The sequence below is a fragment of the Reyranella sp. genome (assembly GCF_965279625.1).
In the GTDB taxonomy this organism is placed as follows: Bacteria; Pseudomonadota; Alphaproteobacteria; order Reyranellales; family Reyranellaceae; genus Reyranella.
In genome coordinates this window covers 2,908,018-2,922,092 of the sequence record NZ_OZ257251.1, presented here as the reverse complement: position 1 = coordinate 2,922,092, position 14,075 = coordinate 2,908,018, and the positions used below count along the sequence as shown (strand labels likewise).

Here is a 14,075-nt window from a genome sequence, read left to right as displayed (position 1 = left end):
CCTTGCGCAAAGCTTGCAAGAATCGCGCCGCCCCCCGGAACAGTAGCAGCCGAAAGCCCCCCTCTGACAAGCCGATTCACATACAGCGCAGGACTCAGCGGGTTTTGTTGATCGCCTTCTCGAGAAGCTCGAGCACCCCCTCGGAGGCGGCAGAGGCGACGATGTCGCCGAATCCCGCCCACGAGCCCTTGGCGGCGGCCAGCGGCACGGGGTTGGACTGCTCGATGTCGCCGACATTCTTGCCGGCCGGATCCTTGACGATCCATTTGACGACGAGCTTGGCCATGCGGTCGTCGATCGGTGTCATGGTGACCGTGCCCGCGACGGTGAAGGCGTCGGCTTCTGCCTGGTCCACGATCACGAGCTTGCTCGATCCCAGCGCACGCCGCATGCCGGACGTCAGCTGGCGATTGCCGTCCGACGGCGCACCGGTCACCTGCGCCACCAGCACCTTGACCTGCGACTCGGCCGGCTTGGCTGCGATCGGCGTCGGCGTGGTCGTCGAGGTCGGTACCGTCCCCTCGGGCGGCGGGGCCGCGGCGGGATCGGGCGGGAATTCGTAGGGGATGGTGATGCCTGCGGCGACCTGGCCGGGCGCGCGCGGGATGAAGTTCGGCGGCTTGCCGATCAGCGTCGCGACCCGGGGCGCGGCTTGTTGCGCGATGCGCGAAACCAGGCGCTCGGCCTGCTCGGCATAATCCTCGGGCGGTGCGCGCGTCTTGACGGTCGCCGGCTCGTCGGTGCGTGGCTTGCCGCGGATGCGCCAGTCGACCTGGATCTCGATCGACATGTCGGCGTCGCGCGTGCTCATCACGCCCTCGACCGCGATCGGCGCCTCGGCCGGCGCGACGGCCGCCACGATCCCATAGGACTGGAGTTCGATGGCGAGGGCGGCGGCGACACGCTCGCCCATTTCCGGCGGCATGTTGCGCGGCGGGCTGATCGAGACCTCGACCTTGTCGCGGAGCTGGCGCCCGTAGGAGATCTGCGAAGGATCGTGGGCGAAGGGCTTGGGAGATCCGCCGCACGCCGCGAGGGCGAACAGGCAAAGCAACATCACAACATGGCGCATGTCGCGATAACCCCGAGCAGGCAACAGACCATCAGGATGATGAAGTAGGGCACGTCAGGCCGCGAGGGCGATCGCCGACAGGCCGCGCCCGTAGTCGCGTACGCCCTGCAGCGTATTGCGCCGGTAGCTGAAGAAATCGTCCGTGCCGGTGAGCGTGTCGTGGCCGGTCGCGCTCACGGCGACGCCGTTCCGTGCAATGCGGTGGACGAGATAGCCCGGCAGGTCGAACATGAAATGTCCGGCGCGCGTGGCGGCGCGGAAGAAAGCGGCGTTGGCCTCGTCCTGGGCGAGGAACGGCGCGGGGAATTCCGGCCCGACCTCGTACGATGCCGGCCCGATACAGGGGCCGACCACGACCCGGATGCGTTCGCGCCGGGCGCCGAGCTTCTCCATGGCCGCGATGGTGGCGTCGACGACGCCGCCCAGCGCGCCCTTCCAGCCGGCATGCGCGGCGCCGATCACCGAGGCGTCGCCGTCGGCCAGCAGCACCGGCGCGCAATCGGCCGCCATCACGCCCAGCGCCACGCCCGGCCGGTCGGTCACGAGACCATCCGCCTTGGGGGCGCCCGGCGAACTCCAGCGTTCCGCGGCCACCGTCAGCACGTCGGCCGAATGGATCTGGTGCACGGTCTGCAGGTCGGGTTCGTCGAGGCCGAATTGCCCGGCCGCGCGGCGACGGTTCTCGCGCACGTTCTCCGGCGCATCAGCCGAGCCGTAGCCGCAGTTGAGCGACGTAAAGAGGCCCGTGCTCACGCCGCCGCGGCGGGTGAAGAATCGGTGCTGCACCCCGTCGAGGGCGGCGAGTGTCTGAGCCTGGATCATGAAGGGTCCGCGGGGAAATCCGTAAAGCCGGCGGGCGGGGCGGTCTTGCCGTCGCCGAGGGCCAGCACGCGAAAGAGGGTGCCCATTTGGTCGGGCGCGATCAAGCGGGCCGATGCCGCATCGATGGCATCGGCCTGTGCCGCCTTTGCAGTGCGCTTCAGGGCCTGCGCACGCTCGGGAAGACCGAGGCGCCGCAGGAACTCGCCCTGGCCCACCGGGCCATAGGCCGCGACGCCGGCAGACGCTGCGAGCGCTGCAAAATCGACATGGGCGCTGAGATCGGTCTCGCCGGGACGGTCGAGAATGCCCGCCCTCTGGTGGCCGCGCACCGCCTGAAGCGAAGCCGCGCGGCCCGCACTCTCCAGCCCGTAGTCGATGATGAGCGCCCAGCCGCCATCGCGGGCGATGCGCGCGCCGATCGCGCCGGCCAGGGATCTTCCGGCCTCGCTGAACTCCGCTTCGGCGCCTTCGCTGGCATCGGGGAGAAGCGAGGCGAAGGGGGTGCCGCCCGGTGCGAGGGCGAGCCGCAGACCGCCCGCCTCGTCGAGGCCGACCATGCGCTCGCGCCAGCCCTTGGCGGTGCGATGAAACTGGCGTACCGGCAGGGCGTCGAAGAATTCGTTGGCGACCAGCAGCAGCGGTCCCGCCGGCACCTCGTCGAAGCGCTCGTGCCAGGCGGGCCTGTAGGCCTGCAGCGTGGAGCGCTGGGCCTCGCGCAGCGGCGCGTTGATGTCGACGAGATGCAGGTCGATCGCGGCATGGAAGCCCGGCACGCCGCGTGTGGCGCGCAGTGCATCGGCCATCAGGGTGCCGCGGCCGGGCCCGAGCTCGACCAGCCGCACGGGGGACGGCCGGCCCATCGCCAGCCAGCGCTCGGCCAGCCAGGCGCCAATCAGCTCGCCGAACATCTGCGAGATTTCGGGGGCGGTAGTGAAGTCGCCGGCGGCGCCGACGGGCACGGCGCGGCGATAGTAGCCAAGCCGCGGATGCCCCATCGCCTCGGCCATGAAGTCGGCGAGGGAGATGGGGCCGGTCAGCGCGATGCGGCGCGCGATCAGCCCGCCCAATTCAGTCATGAGGGCTCGGTCACGGTGCCCCGGTCACGGCAGGGCGGGCTTGCGATAGGCGCGTCCGATCAGCCAGAGGCCGAACAGCAGCACCGGCAACGACAGAAGCATGCCCATGGTGATCGGCCCCCACAGATAGCCGAGATGCGCATCGGGCTCGCGGAAGATCTCGCCCACGATGCGCGCGAGGCCGTAACCGGCGCAGAACACGCCGGTCAGCAGGCCGGGCCGGCGGCGGCCCTCGGTGAGCTTCCATACCGCGAGCACGATGAGGGTCAGCAGCACGCCCTCGAAGAAGGCCTGGTAGAGCTGGCTGGGATGACGCGGCAGGGGGCCGCCGCGCGGGAAGACCATGGCCCACGGCACGTCGCTCACGCGGCCCCACAGTTCGCCGTTGATGAAGTTGGCGAGGCGACCGAACAGCAGGCCGAGCGGCGCCACGATCGCCACCAGGTCCGACAGCATGAAGGGATCGGTCTTGTTGCGCATCGCGAAGAGCAGGATGGCGACGATGACGCCCAGCAGCCCGCCGTGAAACGACATGCCGCCCTCCCACAGGGTGAGCGCGGACAGCGGATGTTCCAGATAGAAGCCCGGCTTGTAGAACAGCACATAGCCCAGCCGCCCGCCCAAGATGACGCCGAGTGCGGCCCACAGCAGGAAATCGTCGATCTTGAGCGGCGACAGCACCTTGGGCGGCTGCTCGCAGACGCGGCGCATGACCTGCCAGCCGATCACCAGGCCCGCGATATAGGCCAGTGCGTACCAGCGGATGGCGAAGGGGCCGAGCTGGACCAGGATGGGATCGATCTCGGGATACGGGATCGCCAGGGGAAGCGCGGCCGGGAGAAACGCTGAAAGGGTGCTCATGAAGGCGACCCTTATAGCCGGGGAATCGCGTTCCTAAAATCGTCGCGACGCCGATCCGGGGGGATCGGCGCCGCTGGGGACTATCCGAACGAGAGTGTTTTTAAGTTTTTAGCGAGAGGGGGCGTCGGAAGGTCCTTGTCGGCTCAGGCTTCGCCGACCGTCTCCAGGATGGAGGCGGTCAACGCGTCGGCGGGGCTCTTGCCGGCCCAGACGACGTACTGAAAGGCGGGATAGAAGCGCTCGCTCTCGGTGATCGCCACCTCGACGAGGTCGTTCAGCTGTTCGGCCATCAAGCCCTTGGTCCCGCGCAGCGGGATGGCGTGGCGGAACATCGGCAGGCCTTCCTCGGTCCACAGATCGAAGTGACCCAGCCACATCTTTTCGTTGATCAGGGCCAGCAGCCCATGGATGTCGGAATGCCGCTCGGTGGGAATGCGAACGTCGTAGGCGCAGGTGAAGTGCAGCGCCTCGACATCGTCGCGCCAGCTGAAGAACATGCGGTAGTCGCACCAGCGGCCTGCGACCTCGACGGCGATTTCGCGGTCCGAGGTGCGGTCGAACGGCCAGTCGTTGGCGGACACGACCTTCTCGATCATTTCGAGCGGATTCAGGTCAGACTTCAATCGTGTCCGCTCATGTCGAGATAACGCCATCGAGCTACTCCCCAACCATTCCGCCGTGCGGCTCCACTGAGCCATTCTTGAGGCGGGTGGCCGACATATCGTGGTGGGCACCCAACAACCCACTAACGCTAGCCTGCCAAAGGATGCCCCCCTGCGCAATAAGAAATGGCCGTGTAAAACGGGGAAAGAGTCAGGGATTCCATGAATTTAATCCCCAACGTTAAGATTCGAATCCGTCGATTCCGCAGAACGAGTCGGGCGATTTTGCCGATTTTTTGAGCAAATGTTGAGGCCCGGGCCTTGCTCCGCCAAGGTTTCCGCACGTCCTGAGCGATTGGCACAGGCCTTGCCTTTTCTGCCTCCAATCACGCCGCGCACCGGATGCCGGCACCAAGACTGGAGGAGGCATCGATGTTCAAGGACCCGTTCGATCCCAAGGCGCTGCTCGGCCGCGGCGGCTGCAGCTGCGGCGGAAGCCACAGCCAGGCCGACCATGCCCGCCTGACGGCGGCGGCCGTGCCGGCGGGGGAGGAGGATCGCTGGAACCGGGTGGTCGATGCCGCCGTCCTGCGGGCCGTGTTCCCGGTCGACGCCCAGCGCCGTCAGTTCCTGAAGACGGTCGGCGCGGCCACCGCGATGGCGGCCATTTCCTCGGTCCTGCCGCTCGGGGCCGCCCGCGAGGCCTTCGCCCAGGGTGGGGCGCCGGAGAAGAAGGACCTCAAGGTCGGCTTCATTCCCATCACCTGCGCGACGCCCATCATCATGGCCCATCCGATGGGCTTCTATTCCAAGCAGGGGCTGAACGTCGAAGTCGTGAAAACGGCCGGCTGGGCGGTGATCCGCGACAAGTCGCTGGCCAAGGAATACGACGCCTCGCACATGCTCTCGCCGATGCCGATCGCCATCTCCCTGGGGGTCGGCTCGAACCCGGTGCCGTGGACGATGCCGGCGATCGAGAACATCAACGGCCAGGCGATCACGCTCGCGAACAAGCACAAGGACAAGCGCAACCCGAAGGACTGGAAGGGCTTCCGCTTCGCCGTGCCGTTCGACTATTCGATGCACAACTATCTGCTGCGCTACTACGTGGCGGAGGCGGGCCTCGATCCCGACAAGGACATCTCGATCCGCTCGGTGCCCCCGCCGGAAATGGTCGCCAACCTGCGCGCCGACAATATCGACGGCTATCTCGGCCCCGATCCGTTCAACCAGCGCGCCGTGTTCGACGGCATCGGCTTCATCCACCTGCTGACCAAGGAACTTTGGGACGGTCATCCCTGCTGCGCCTTCACCGTCAGCAAGGAATTCGCGACCCAGAATCCCAACTCCTATCGCGCGCTGCTGAAGTCGATCATCGACGCGACCGCCTATGCCCACAAGCAGGAGAACCGCAAGGAGATCGCCAAGGCGATCGCACCGGCCAACTACCTGAACCAGCCCGAGACGGTGCTGGAGCAGATCCTGACCGGCACCTATGCCGACGGCCTGGGCGGCGTGAAGAAGGATCCCGACCGCATCGACTTCGATCCCTTCCCGTGGAACCAGTTCGCCATCTGGATCATGACCCAGATGAAGCGCTGGGGTCAGCTCAAGGGCGACGTCGATTATGCCAAGGTCGCTTCCGAGGTCTATCTCGCCACCGACACGGCGAACATGATGAAGGAGATGGGCCTCACGCCGCCCGATCCGTCGAAGAAGACGATCGTGGTGATGGGCAAGCCCTTCGATTCGTCCAAGCCCGACGAGTACGTCAACAGCTTCGCCATCAAGCGGACCTGAACTCGTGACTTTTTCGGCGCGACCAAAACCCGACCTCATCCTGAGGAGGCTGCGCAGCAGCCGTCTCGAAGGATGGGCTGCAGGCGCGGTGTCCTTGGCCCATCCTTCGAGACGCTCGCTGCGCTCGCTCCTCAGGATGAGGTCTTTGCCTTTGGTGCATTGGTCGCGCACATGCTGAAGAACTCGCTGCGTTTGCGGGCGGGCCTGCTGTCGCTGCTGATCTTCGTGGCCATCGTCGGCATCTGGCAGGTCGCCACTCTGCCGACGGCGGCCAGCGGGCCGGCGATGGATCCGGAATATGCCAAGCTGGTCGGTGCCGCGGCGGCGACCGGACAGAAATCGGCGATGCCGACGCCGGCCGACATCGGCGCCACGATCTGGAAGCACCTCGCCGATCCTTTCTATATCCGGGGCAGCAACGACAAGGGCATCGGCATCCAGCTCGCCTATTCGCTGGGCCGTGTGCTGCTGGGCTTCGGCCTCGCCGCCCTCGTGGCAATTCCGCTCGGTTTCCTGATCGGCATGTCGCCGCTGGTCTATCGCGCGCTCGATCCCTTCATCCAGATCCTGAAACCGGTGTCGCCGCTCGCCTGGATGCCGCTCGCCCTCTACACGATCAAGGACAGCGCCATCTCGTCGATCTTCGTGATCTTCATCTGCTCGGTCTGGCCGATGCTGATCAACACCGCGTTCGGCGTGGGCAGCGTGCGCAAGGAATGGCTGAACGTGGCGCGCACGCTCGAGGTCGGCCCGTTCCGCACCGCCTTCAAGGTCATCCTGCCGGCCGCGGCGCCGACCATCATGACCGGCATGCGCATCTCCGTCGGCATCGCCTGGCTGGTGATCGTGGCGGCCGAGATGCTCGTGGGCGGCACCGGCATCGGCTACTTCGTGTGGAACGAGTGGAACAACCTCTCGATCGCCAACATCGTGACCGCGATCCTGCTGATCGGCCTGGTCGGTCTCCTGCTCGACCAGGGCCTGGCGTACCTCGCCAAGCTCGTCACCTATCCGGAATAGGCGCGCCATGGAGAACCGTCCGCTCATCAGCGTCGAAGGTCTGGCGCGCCGCTTCGGCGAGACCGGCCAGCCCGCCGTATTCGAAGACATCTGGTTCGGCATCGACAAGGGTGAGTTCTGCTGCCTGATCGGCCATTCCGGCTGCGGCAAGACCACCATCCTGAACGTGCTGGCCGGCCTCGACAGCCCGAGCGGCGGCGCCGTCATCGTCGACAACCGCGAGATCGACGGTCCGAGTCTCGACCGGGCCGTGATCTTCCAGGGCCATGCGCTGCTGCCGTGGATGACGGTGATGGGCAACATCGCCTTTGCCGTTTCGTCGCGCTGGCCGAGCTGGGATCGCGCCAAGGTGCGCGATCATGCGATGCGCTTCATCGAACTGGTCGGTCTTGCCGGCGCGGAGAACAAGCGACCGGCGCAGCTCTCCGGCGGCATGAAGCAGCGGGTCGGCATCGCCCGCGCACTTTCGATCCAGCCCAAGATGCTGCTGATGGACGAGCCGTTCAGCGCCCTCGACGCGCTGACCCGCGGCATGCTGCAGGACGAGGTGCTGCGCATCTGCGCCGACACCCAGCAGACCGTGTTCATGATCACCCACGATGTCGACGAGGCGATCCTGCTTGCCGACAAGATCGTGCTGATGACCAACGGGCCGGGCGCGCGCATCGCCGAGATCGTGGTCAACACCATGCCGAAGAACGAGCGGCACCGGAACGACCTGCATCGCCATCCGCAGTACTACGCGATCCGCAACCACCTCGTGGAATTCCTCGTCAATCGCTCCAAGGCGTTCGACCAGGAGATCGCCGCGCACGGCTACGATCCGCGGCGGCCGAAGCTGGTGAAACCTGGATTGTCGGCGGTCAATCCGCCGGCCGAGATCGTGCCTTTAACAACCGGGAGACGGCAATGAAGCGGGCTGAAGTCACAGAGAAGATCCTGACGGCCAAGCGCATGAAGGAGCTGACCTGGGAAGAGATCGCCAAGAAGATCGGCGGTGCCTCGAAGATCATCGTCACCGCGGCCTGCATGGGCCAGATGAAGATGACCAAGGAGCAGGCCACCAAGGCCGGCAAGCTGTTCGGCCTGGGCAAGGAAGAAGTCCTGCTGCTCCAGGAAGTCCCCTATCGCGGCTCGCTGCCCCAGATCCCGCCGACCGACCCGCTGATCTACCGCTTCTACGAGCTGGTCCAGGTCTACGGCACGACCTGGAAGGAACTGATCCAGGAAGAATTCGGCGACGGCATCATGAGCGCCATCGACTTCGACATGACCATGGAGCGCCAGCCCGACCAGAAGGGCGACCGGGTGAAGATCGCCATGTCGGGCAAGTTCCTGGGGTACAAGAGCTACTGACGCCTGTCCCGGAAGCAGCTGCGCGGGGGTAGACTGGTTTCATGAGCCAGCTCCCCCTGCGGTCCATCGAAGCCTTTGTCGTCGTGGCGCGTGCCGGCAATCTCGCGCAAGCCGCAGCGAGGTTGAACATCACGGTCCCGGCGGTGAGCCGCAGGATCCAGATTCTGGAGCGCTACCTCGGCGCGAAACTCTTCGACCGCCAGCCACGGGGCCTCAGCCTCACGGAGGCGGGCGAGAAATATTTCTCGGAACTGGGGCCCGCCTGGGATGGCGTGTGGAAGGCGACGATTGCCGCCACATCGCCGGTTCGCCGTGACGCCTTCAAGGTCAGCGTCATCCCGACCTTTGCCGCGAACTGGCTGGTGCCCAGGCTTGCGCGAAGCCGATTGCGTCTCGCGGGACTGGAGGTCGAAATTGAGACCTCACCGGATATCGTGGAACTGCGCGAGCGCGACGATCTCGACTGCGCCATTCGCCTGGGTCTCGGACCCTGGCCGGGATCGGTCGGACAGAGGTTTCTGCCGATAAAGGCGTATCCGGTCGCGAGTCCGGACTTCGTCGCCCGCAAGCGGCTCAGGAGCCCGGCCGACCTCGCACGACAGACTCTCATTGGATCCAGTCATCAGCCCGATTTCTGGCCGGAATGGGGTCAGCACGCCGGCATCGGCCTTGGCCAAGGTCCTTACAGGAGCTTCGACAATCTTCAGCTTGTCTATGAGGCGGCAGCGGCCGGACTCGGGGCCGCCATCGGCCTCGATCCCCTCGTGCGGCCATTTCTGGAAAGCGGTCGGCTCGTGCGCCTGTGGCCGGATGACGTGACGCTCTCCAGAAGCTTCCATCTCGTTCGGCGGACCGATCACGTCGAGTCGAACCGGTTCGATCTCTTCCGTAGCTGGTTGATGGGCGAGGTCGCCGCTGCCGCCTGAAGGGGGGGCGTTGAGGATTCCTGAAGTCAACGGCTGAGAACTGAATGGTCGCGCCGGGCGCCGGGTTCTACGTTCGCGGCATCGAAGACTGCGTCCGGTGAATGGTGTCGCGCATGACCAACTATCGCCTGCATTACTTTCCGGAATCCGGCAACAGCTACAAGCTGGCGCTGATGCTCACGCTGTGCGGCCAGAGCTTCGAGCCGGTCTGGACCGACTTCGGCGGCGGCGTCACGCGAACCCCCGAGTGGCGCGCCCGCGTCAATGTCATGGGCGAGATCCCGGTTCTCGAGGAGGGTGCGCAACGCCTCACCCAGACGGCGCCGATCCTGCTGCGGCTCGCCGAACGCCACGGCCAGTTTGGCGGACGGAGCGACGAGGAGAAGTTCGAAATTCTTCGCTGGCTGTTCTGGGACAACCACAAGCTCAGCGGCTACATGGCGACCTATCGTTACTATCGGGCGTTCACGCCCTCACCCGATCCCGCCGTGCTGGCCCATATGCGCCGGCGCCTCGACGACTATCTGACGATCCTGAACGGCCATCTGCTGGAGCGCCCGTTCATGATCGGCGACCGGCCGACGATCGCCGATATCTCGATCATGGCCTATCTCTCCTTCCCGAAGCGGGAGGCCGGGTATGATCTGGCGGTCAGCCATCCAGCCGTGAATGCGTGGCTTCTGCGCATGGCGGAGCTTCCCGGATGGAGAGCGCCCTATGACCTGCTGCCCGGCAAACGACTGACCTGCTACGTCTAGTTTTGCCCGCTGGTGGCATTCCGAGGTTTCTGTTGTGCGCACGCGTTCTGCTATGACACATTGTTGACAATCGACGATCCGCCATTCCGAGGGCAGTTTGGCTATTTCCGATCTTTCGACGCGGGGAGTGGACGCGCTTTTCGAACGTGTGCCGAAGGCGACGTTGCGCGCGCATATCGTCGAGCGGCTGCGGCATGCGATCCTGGTGGGTGACATTCCGCCCGGGGCGCCGCTGGTCGAGACGGCGTTGTCGGAGCGGTTCGACGTCAGCCGCGGGCCGCTGCGCGAGGCGCTGCGTCAGTTGATCGAGGAGGGGCTGGTCGTGACCGTGCCCTACACCGGCACGCATGTCGCCGAGCTGTCGGTCGAGGACGTCCAGGAGATCTATTCGCTGCGCACCGTGCTCGAGACCTTTGCCTTCGAGCAGGTCTGGCCGCGCCGCGACGATCGCTTCCGCGCCGAGCTCAGGCGTCGCAACGAGGCGCTGATCGCCACCATCGATGCCGGCGACGATCGCGCCAGCATCCTGACCGAACTCGAATTCCACGGCCTCGTCTACGAGGCGAGCGGCCACAGACTGCTCCAGCGGGCCTGGTACGGGCTGCGCGGGCGGCTGCAGCTCTACTGGGCGGCGCATCATCGCGCGCACGGTCGGCGCGGCCCCAGGCGCGACAGCCACGACAGCTACATCAAGGCGGCCTTCGGGCCGGACTTCGAGGCGATGAAGGCCGAGATCGCCGATCACATGCGTCGCGGCATGGAAACCACCGAGACGTTCTTGCGCTCGCTGCCGACTTTGTCCGGGAAGCCAAAAAGGGGAGACAATTCATGAGCATCAATCGACGTTCGCTGTTCGCCGTCGCGGCCGCGAGTGCCGCCGCGCTGGCCATTCCGTTCGCCGCGCGCGCCGAGGGCACGCTCGACGAGGTGAAGAAGCGCGGCGTGCTGCGCGTCGGCGTCACCCAGGCGCCGCCCTGGTACTCGAAGGATCCCAAGACCGGCGAATGGGCGTCGGGTCTCGGCATCTCGATGGGCAAGGCGATGGCGCAGTCGCTGGGCGTGAAGTTCGAGCCCGTCGAGGTGAGCTGGGGCAATGCGATCGCAGCCCTCCAGGGCGACATGATCGACATCATGTTCATGCTCGACGCCACGGCCGAGCGCAAACAGGCCGCCAACTTCCCGGAGAATCCGCTGCTCTGGTACTCGCTCGCCGTGCTGGCGCGCGACGACCTCAATGCCAAGACCTGGGAGGACCTCAACAAGCAGGGCGTACGCATCGCCGTGCCGCAGGCCTCGACCATGGACCGCTGGGCGACGCAGCACACGCCCAAGGCCGACATCCAGCGCTTCCCGGGCAACGCGGAGGCGATCGCTGCCTTCCAGTCGGGGCGCGTCGATGCGGTCCTGCTCTTCCATCCGCCGCTGCTGGCCGCCCGCCAGCGGCTCGGCAAGGGCAAGATCGTGGTGCCGCTGCCCGCCGAATCGCAGCCCTCGAGTGCTGCGCTGCGCAAGGGCGATGCCGCCTTCACCGAATGGGTCGATAAGCAGTTCGTCGATTACTACAAGAGCGGCCAGACCCAGAAGTGGTACGAGCAGGCGATCGCCGACTTCGGCCTCGATCCCAAATCCGCGCCGCCGGTCATGAAAGAGATGATCAAGTAGGCGGCCTCGCCTTTGGCCTATCAATGGGACTTCTCGCCGGTCCTCGCCAACGCGCCGCTGTTGGTCGAAGGCCTGGTGAATACGCTCAGGATCACGGGCACGGCGCTGGTCTGCGGTGTCGTGCTGGGTCTGGGGCTGGCGCTGCTGCGACTCTCGCCGCGGCGCTTCGTGTCGTGGCCGGCCGGCTTCATCATTGAAGTTTTCCGAACGACGCCGCCGCTGGTCCAGCTCTTCTGGTTCTTCTTCGCCCTGCCGATGCTGGTCGGCATCGAGATGACGCCGTTCGTGGCCGGCGCCGTCACCTTCTCGATCCAGTCGGCCTCGTTTTTCGCCGAGGTGTTCCGCGCCGGCATCCAGTCGATCGAGCGCGGCCAGTGGGACGGTGCGCGCGCGATCGGCATGCGCCATGACCAGGCGATGCGGCGCATCATCCTGCCGCAGGCGGTGAAGCGCATGATCCCGGCCTTCATGGAGCGCGCCATCGAGCTCATGAAGACGACGACCCTGATCGCCACCATCTCCTATGCCGACCTGCTGTTCGCCGCCAACGAGATCTCGCAGAAGACTTTTAGGCCGCTGGAAACCTATACGGTCGTCGCGTTGATCTATTTCGTCGTGATCTTCCTGGCGAGCCAGGTTGCGCGCCTGGTCGAGCTGCGGCTGGCGCGCAGCGGCGAATCGACCGTTCACTGATGCGCTGGGATTTCGCCTCCGTCTTCGACAACACCGATGCGCTGCTGGTCGGCGCCGCCGGCACCCTGCGCATCTTTGCGATCTGCCTGGTGCTGGGGCTGAGCCTCGGGCTCCTCGTCGGCCTCGGGCGCTATTCGCGCAACCGCTGGCTCCACATCCCGGCCACGATCTTCGTCGAGTTCTTCCGCAACACGCCGGTGCTCGTGCAGATCCTGTGGTTCTACTTCGCGCTTCCAATCCTGCTACCTTTCGCGATCTCGCCGCTCGCCGCCGCCTCGCTCGGCATCTCGCTCAACTCGGCGGCCTTCTCGGCCGAGATCTATCGCGGCGGCATCCAGTCGATCGAGACCGGCCAATGGGACGGCGCGCGGGCGCTGGGCATGCGCTGGGGCCAGGCGATGCGGCGCATCATCCTGCCGCAGGCGCTGAAGCGCATGCTGCCGGCGCTCACCAACCGCGCCATCGAGATCTTCAAGATGTCGACGCTCGCCTCGGCCGTGGCCTATGTCGAGCTCCTGCAGCAGGGCAAGCTGATCGCCTCGCTCAACTACAATCCGATAGAGGCCTATACCGCCGTTGCGGTGATCTTCTTCGTGTTCCTGTGGCCGCTGGTCCAGTTCAGCTACTTCCTCGAACGACGGCTGAGGCGGGACGAATGACGATCCTGAAAGTCTCCGGCCTCACCAAGCGTTTCGGCGCGACCGAGGTGCTGCGCGGCATCGACCTCGATGTGGCGCGCGGCGAGCGCATCGCGATCCTGGGCGCGTCGGGCTCGGGCAAGAGCACGCTGTTGCGCTGCCTCAATTTCATGGAGCGACCGGGCGGCGGCACGATCGCGCTCGACGGCCAGGTGCTGGGCCGCGAGGGAAAGTCGGGCGAGCGGACCTATCGCGAGAACGAGCTGATCCAGGTGCGCCAGCGGGTCGGCATGGTGTTCCAGCAGTTCAACCTGTTCCCGCACATGACGGCGCTCGGCAACGTGATGGAAGGGCTGCGCACCGTGCGCGGCATGCCCAAGCCCGAGGCGCAGGCGCGAGCCGCCGCGGAGCTGGCGCGGGTCGGACTTGCCGAGAAGGCCGACACCTATCCGGCCCATCTCTCGGGCGGCCAGAAGCAGCGGGTCGCCATCGCGCGCGCACTCGCGATGGATCCCGAGATGCTGCTGTTCGACGAGCCGACCTCGGCGCTCGATCCGGAGCTGGTCGGCGAGGTGCTGGCCGTGATCCTCGCGCTCGCCGAGGAGGGCCGCACCATGATGCTCGTGACGCACGAGCTGGGCTTCGCCTACCACGTCGCGACGCGAATCATTTTCCTGGCCGACGGCGCCATCCACGAGCAGGGCACGCCGGACGAAGTCCTCAAGAACCCGAAGAAGGAGCGCACGCGCGCCTTCCTCGCCAGCCATAAGCAATTCAGCTTCTAGGGAA

16 protein-coding genes are annotated in these 14,075 nt (G+C 66.1%); 11 read left to right on the top strand and 5 right to left on the bottom strand.

What is annotated here, in order from left to right; genetic code table 11:
* Positions 1-94: 94 nt before the first annotated feature.
* From ACQY78_RS14250 to ACQY78_RS14230, 5 genes are all read right to left on the bottom strand, one after another.
* A complete protein-coding gene (locus tag ACQY78_RS14250; RefSeq protein WP_428676096.1) occupies positions 95-1,072 on the bottom strand; it encodes a hypothetical protein in 978 nt (325 codons plus the stop codon).
* A 54-nt stretch (positions 1,073-1,126) separates the two neighbouring features.
* Complete coding sequence (gene pgeF / locus ACQY78_RS14245) at positions 1,127-1,894, bottom strand: peptidoglycan editing factor PgeF (protein WP_428676094.1); 768 nt, start codon at positions 1,892-1,894, stop codon at positions 1,127-1,129.
* Positions 1,891-2,970, bottom strand: coding sequence for a class I SAM-dependent methyltransferase (locus ACQY78_RS14240; protein WP_428676092.1), 1,080 nt, complete (start codon positions 2,968-2,970; stop codon positions 1,891-1,893). Before ACQY78_RS14240 ends, pgeF begins: the two co-directional genes overlap by 4 nt.
* 24 nt (positions 2,971-2,994) lie before the next feature.
* A complete protein-coding gene (gene lgt / locus ACQY78_RS14235) occupies positions 2,995-3,831 on the bottom strand; it encodes a prolipoprotein diacylglyceryl transferase (RefSeq protein ID WP_428676090.1) in 837 nt (278 codons plus the stop codon).
* Between the two features lie 143 nt (positions 3,832-3,974).
* Entirely contained in the window at positions 3,975-4,454 is a 480-nt protein-coding gene (locus ACQY78_RS14230; protein ID WP_295144536.1) for a YbjN domain-containing protein, read from the bottom strand.
* A 411-nt stretch (positions 4,455-4,865) separates the two neighbouring features.
* Here ACQY78_RS14230 and ACQY78_RS14225 point away from each other — a divergent pair, with 411 nt between their 5' ends.
* The 11 genes from ACQY78_RS14225 to ACQY78_RS14175 all read left to right on the top strand — a co-directional run bounded on the left by ACQY78_RS14225 (position 4,866) and on the right by ACQY78_RS14175 (position 14,071).
* Entirely contained in the window at positions 4,866-6,233 is a 1,368-nt protein-coding gene (locus ACQY78_RS14225) for an ABC transporter substrate-binding protein (protein ID WP_428676088.1), read from the top strand.
* Between the two features lie 171 nt (positions 6,234-6,404).
* Entirely contained in the window at positions 6,405-7,253 is an 849-nt protein-coding gene (gene ntrB, locus ACQY78_RS14220; protein WP_428676086.1) for a nitrate ABC transporter permease, read from the top strand.
* Positions 7,254-7,260: 7 nt separating this feature from the next.
* On the top strand, positions 7,261-8,166 hold the full coding sequence (locus ACQY78_RS14215; RefSeq protein WP_428676084.1) for an ABC transporter ATP-binding protein: 906 nt from the start codon (positions 7,261-7,263) through the stop codon (positions 8,164-8,166).
* Positions 8,163-8,609 carry a cyanase gene (gene cynS, locus ACQY78_RS14210; protein WP_425068351.1) on the top strand — a complete coding sequence of 149 codons (447 nt, stop codon included), beginning with the start codon at positions 8,163-8,165 and terminating at the stop codon, positions 8,607-8,609. The genes ACQY78_RS14215 and cynS overlap by 4 nt, the downstream gene beginning before the upstream one ends.
* A gap of 41 nt (positions 8,610-8,650) precedes the next feature.
* Entirely contained in the window at positions 8,651-9,535 is an 885-nt protein-coding gene (locus ACQY78_RS14205) for a LysR substrate-binding domain-containing protein (protein ID WP_428676082.1), read from the top strand.
* A gap of 113 nt (positions 9,536-9,648) precedes the next feature.
* Positions 9,649-10,293 (top strand): glutathione S-transferase family protein, encoded by a 645-nt coding sequence (locus ACQY78_RS14200; RefSeq protein WP_428676081.1) that lies wholly within the window; start codon positions 9,649-9,651, stop codon positions 10,291-10,293.
* Positions 10,294-10,420: 127 nt separating this feature from the next.
* On the top strand, positions 10,421-11,125 hold the full coding sequence (locus tag ACQY78_RS14195; RefSeq protein WP_428676079.1) for a GntR family transcriptional regulator: 705 nt from the start codon (positions 10,421-10,423) through the stop codon (positions 11,123-11,125).
* Positions 11,122-11,955: a transporter substrate-binding domain-containing protein gene (locus ACQY78_RS14190; protein WP_428676078.1), complete on the top strand. Its 834-nt coding sequence runs from the start codon at positions 11,122-11,124 to the stop codon at positions 11,953-11,955. The genes ACQY78_RS14195 and ACQY78_RS14190 overlap by 4 nt, the downstream gene beginning before the upstream one ends.
* A 12-nt stretch (positions 11,956-11,967) precedes the next feature.
* Complete coding sequence (locus tag ACQY78_RS14185; protein ID WP_428676076.1) at positions 11,968-12,648, top strand: amino acid ABC transporter permease; 681 nt, start codon at positions 11,968-11,970, stop codon at positions 12,646-12,648.
* Positions 12,648-13,307, top strand: coding sequence for an amino acid ABC transporter permease (locus tag ACQY78_RS14180; protein WP_428676074.1), 660 nt, complete (start codon positions 12,648-12,650; stop codon positions 13,305-13,307). The genes ACQY78_RS14185 and ACQY78_RS14180 overlap by 1 nt, the downstream gene beginning before the upstream one ends.
* Positions 13,304-14,071 carry an amino acid ABC transporter ATP-binding protein gene (locus ACQY78_RS14175; RefSeq protein WP_428676073.1) on the top strand — a complete coding sequence of 256 codons (768 nt, stop codon included), beginning with the start codon at positions 13,304-13,306 and terminating at the stop codon, positions 14,069-14,071. The genes ACQY78_RS14180 and ACQY78_RS14175 overlap by 4 nt, the downstream gene beginning before the upstream one ends.
* Positions 14,072-14,075 lie beyond the last annotated feature (4 nt).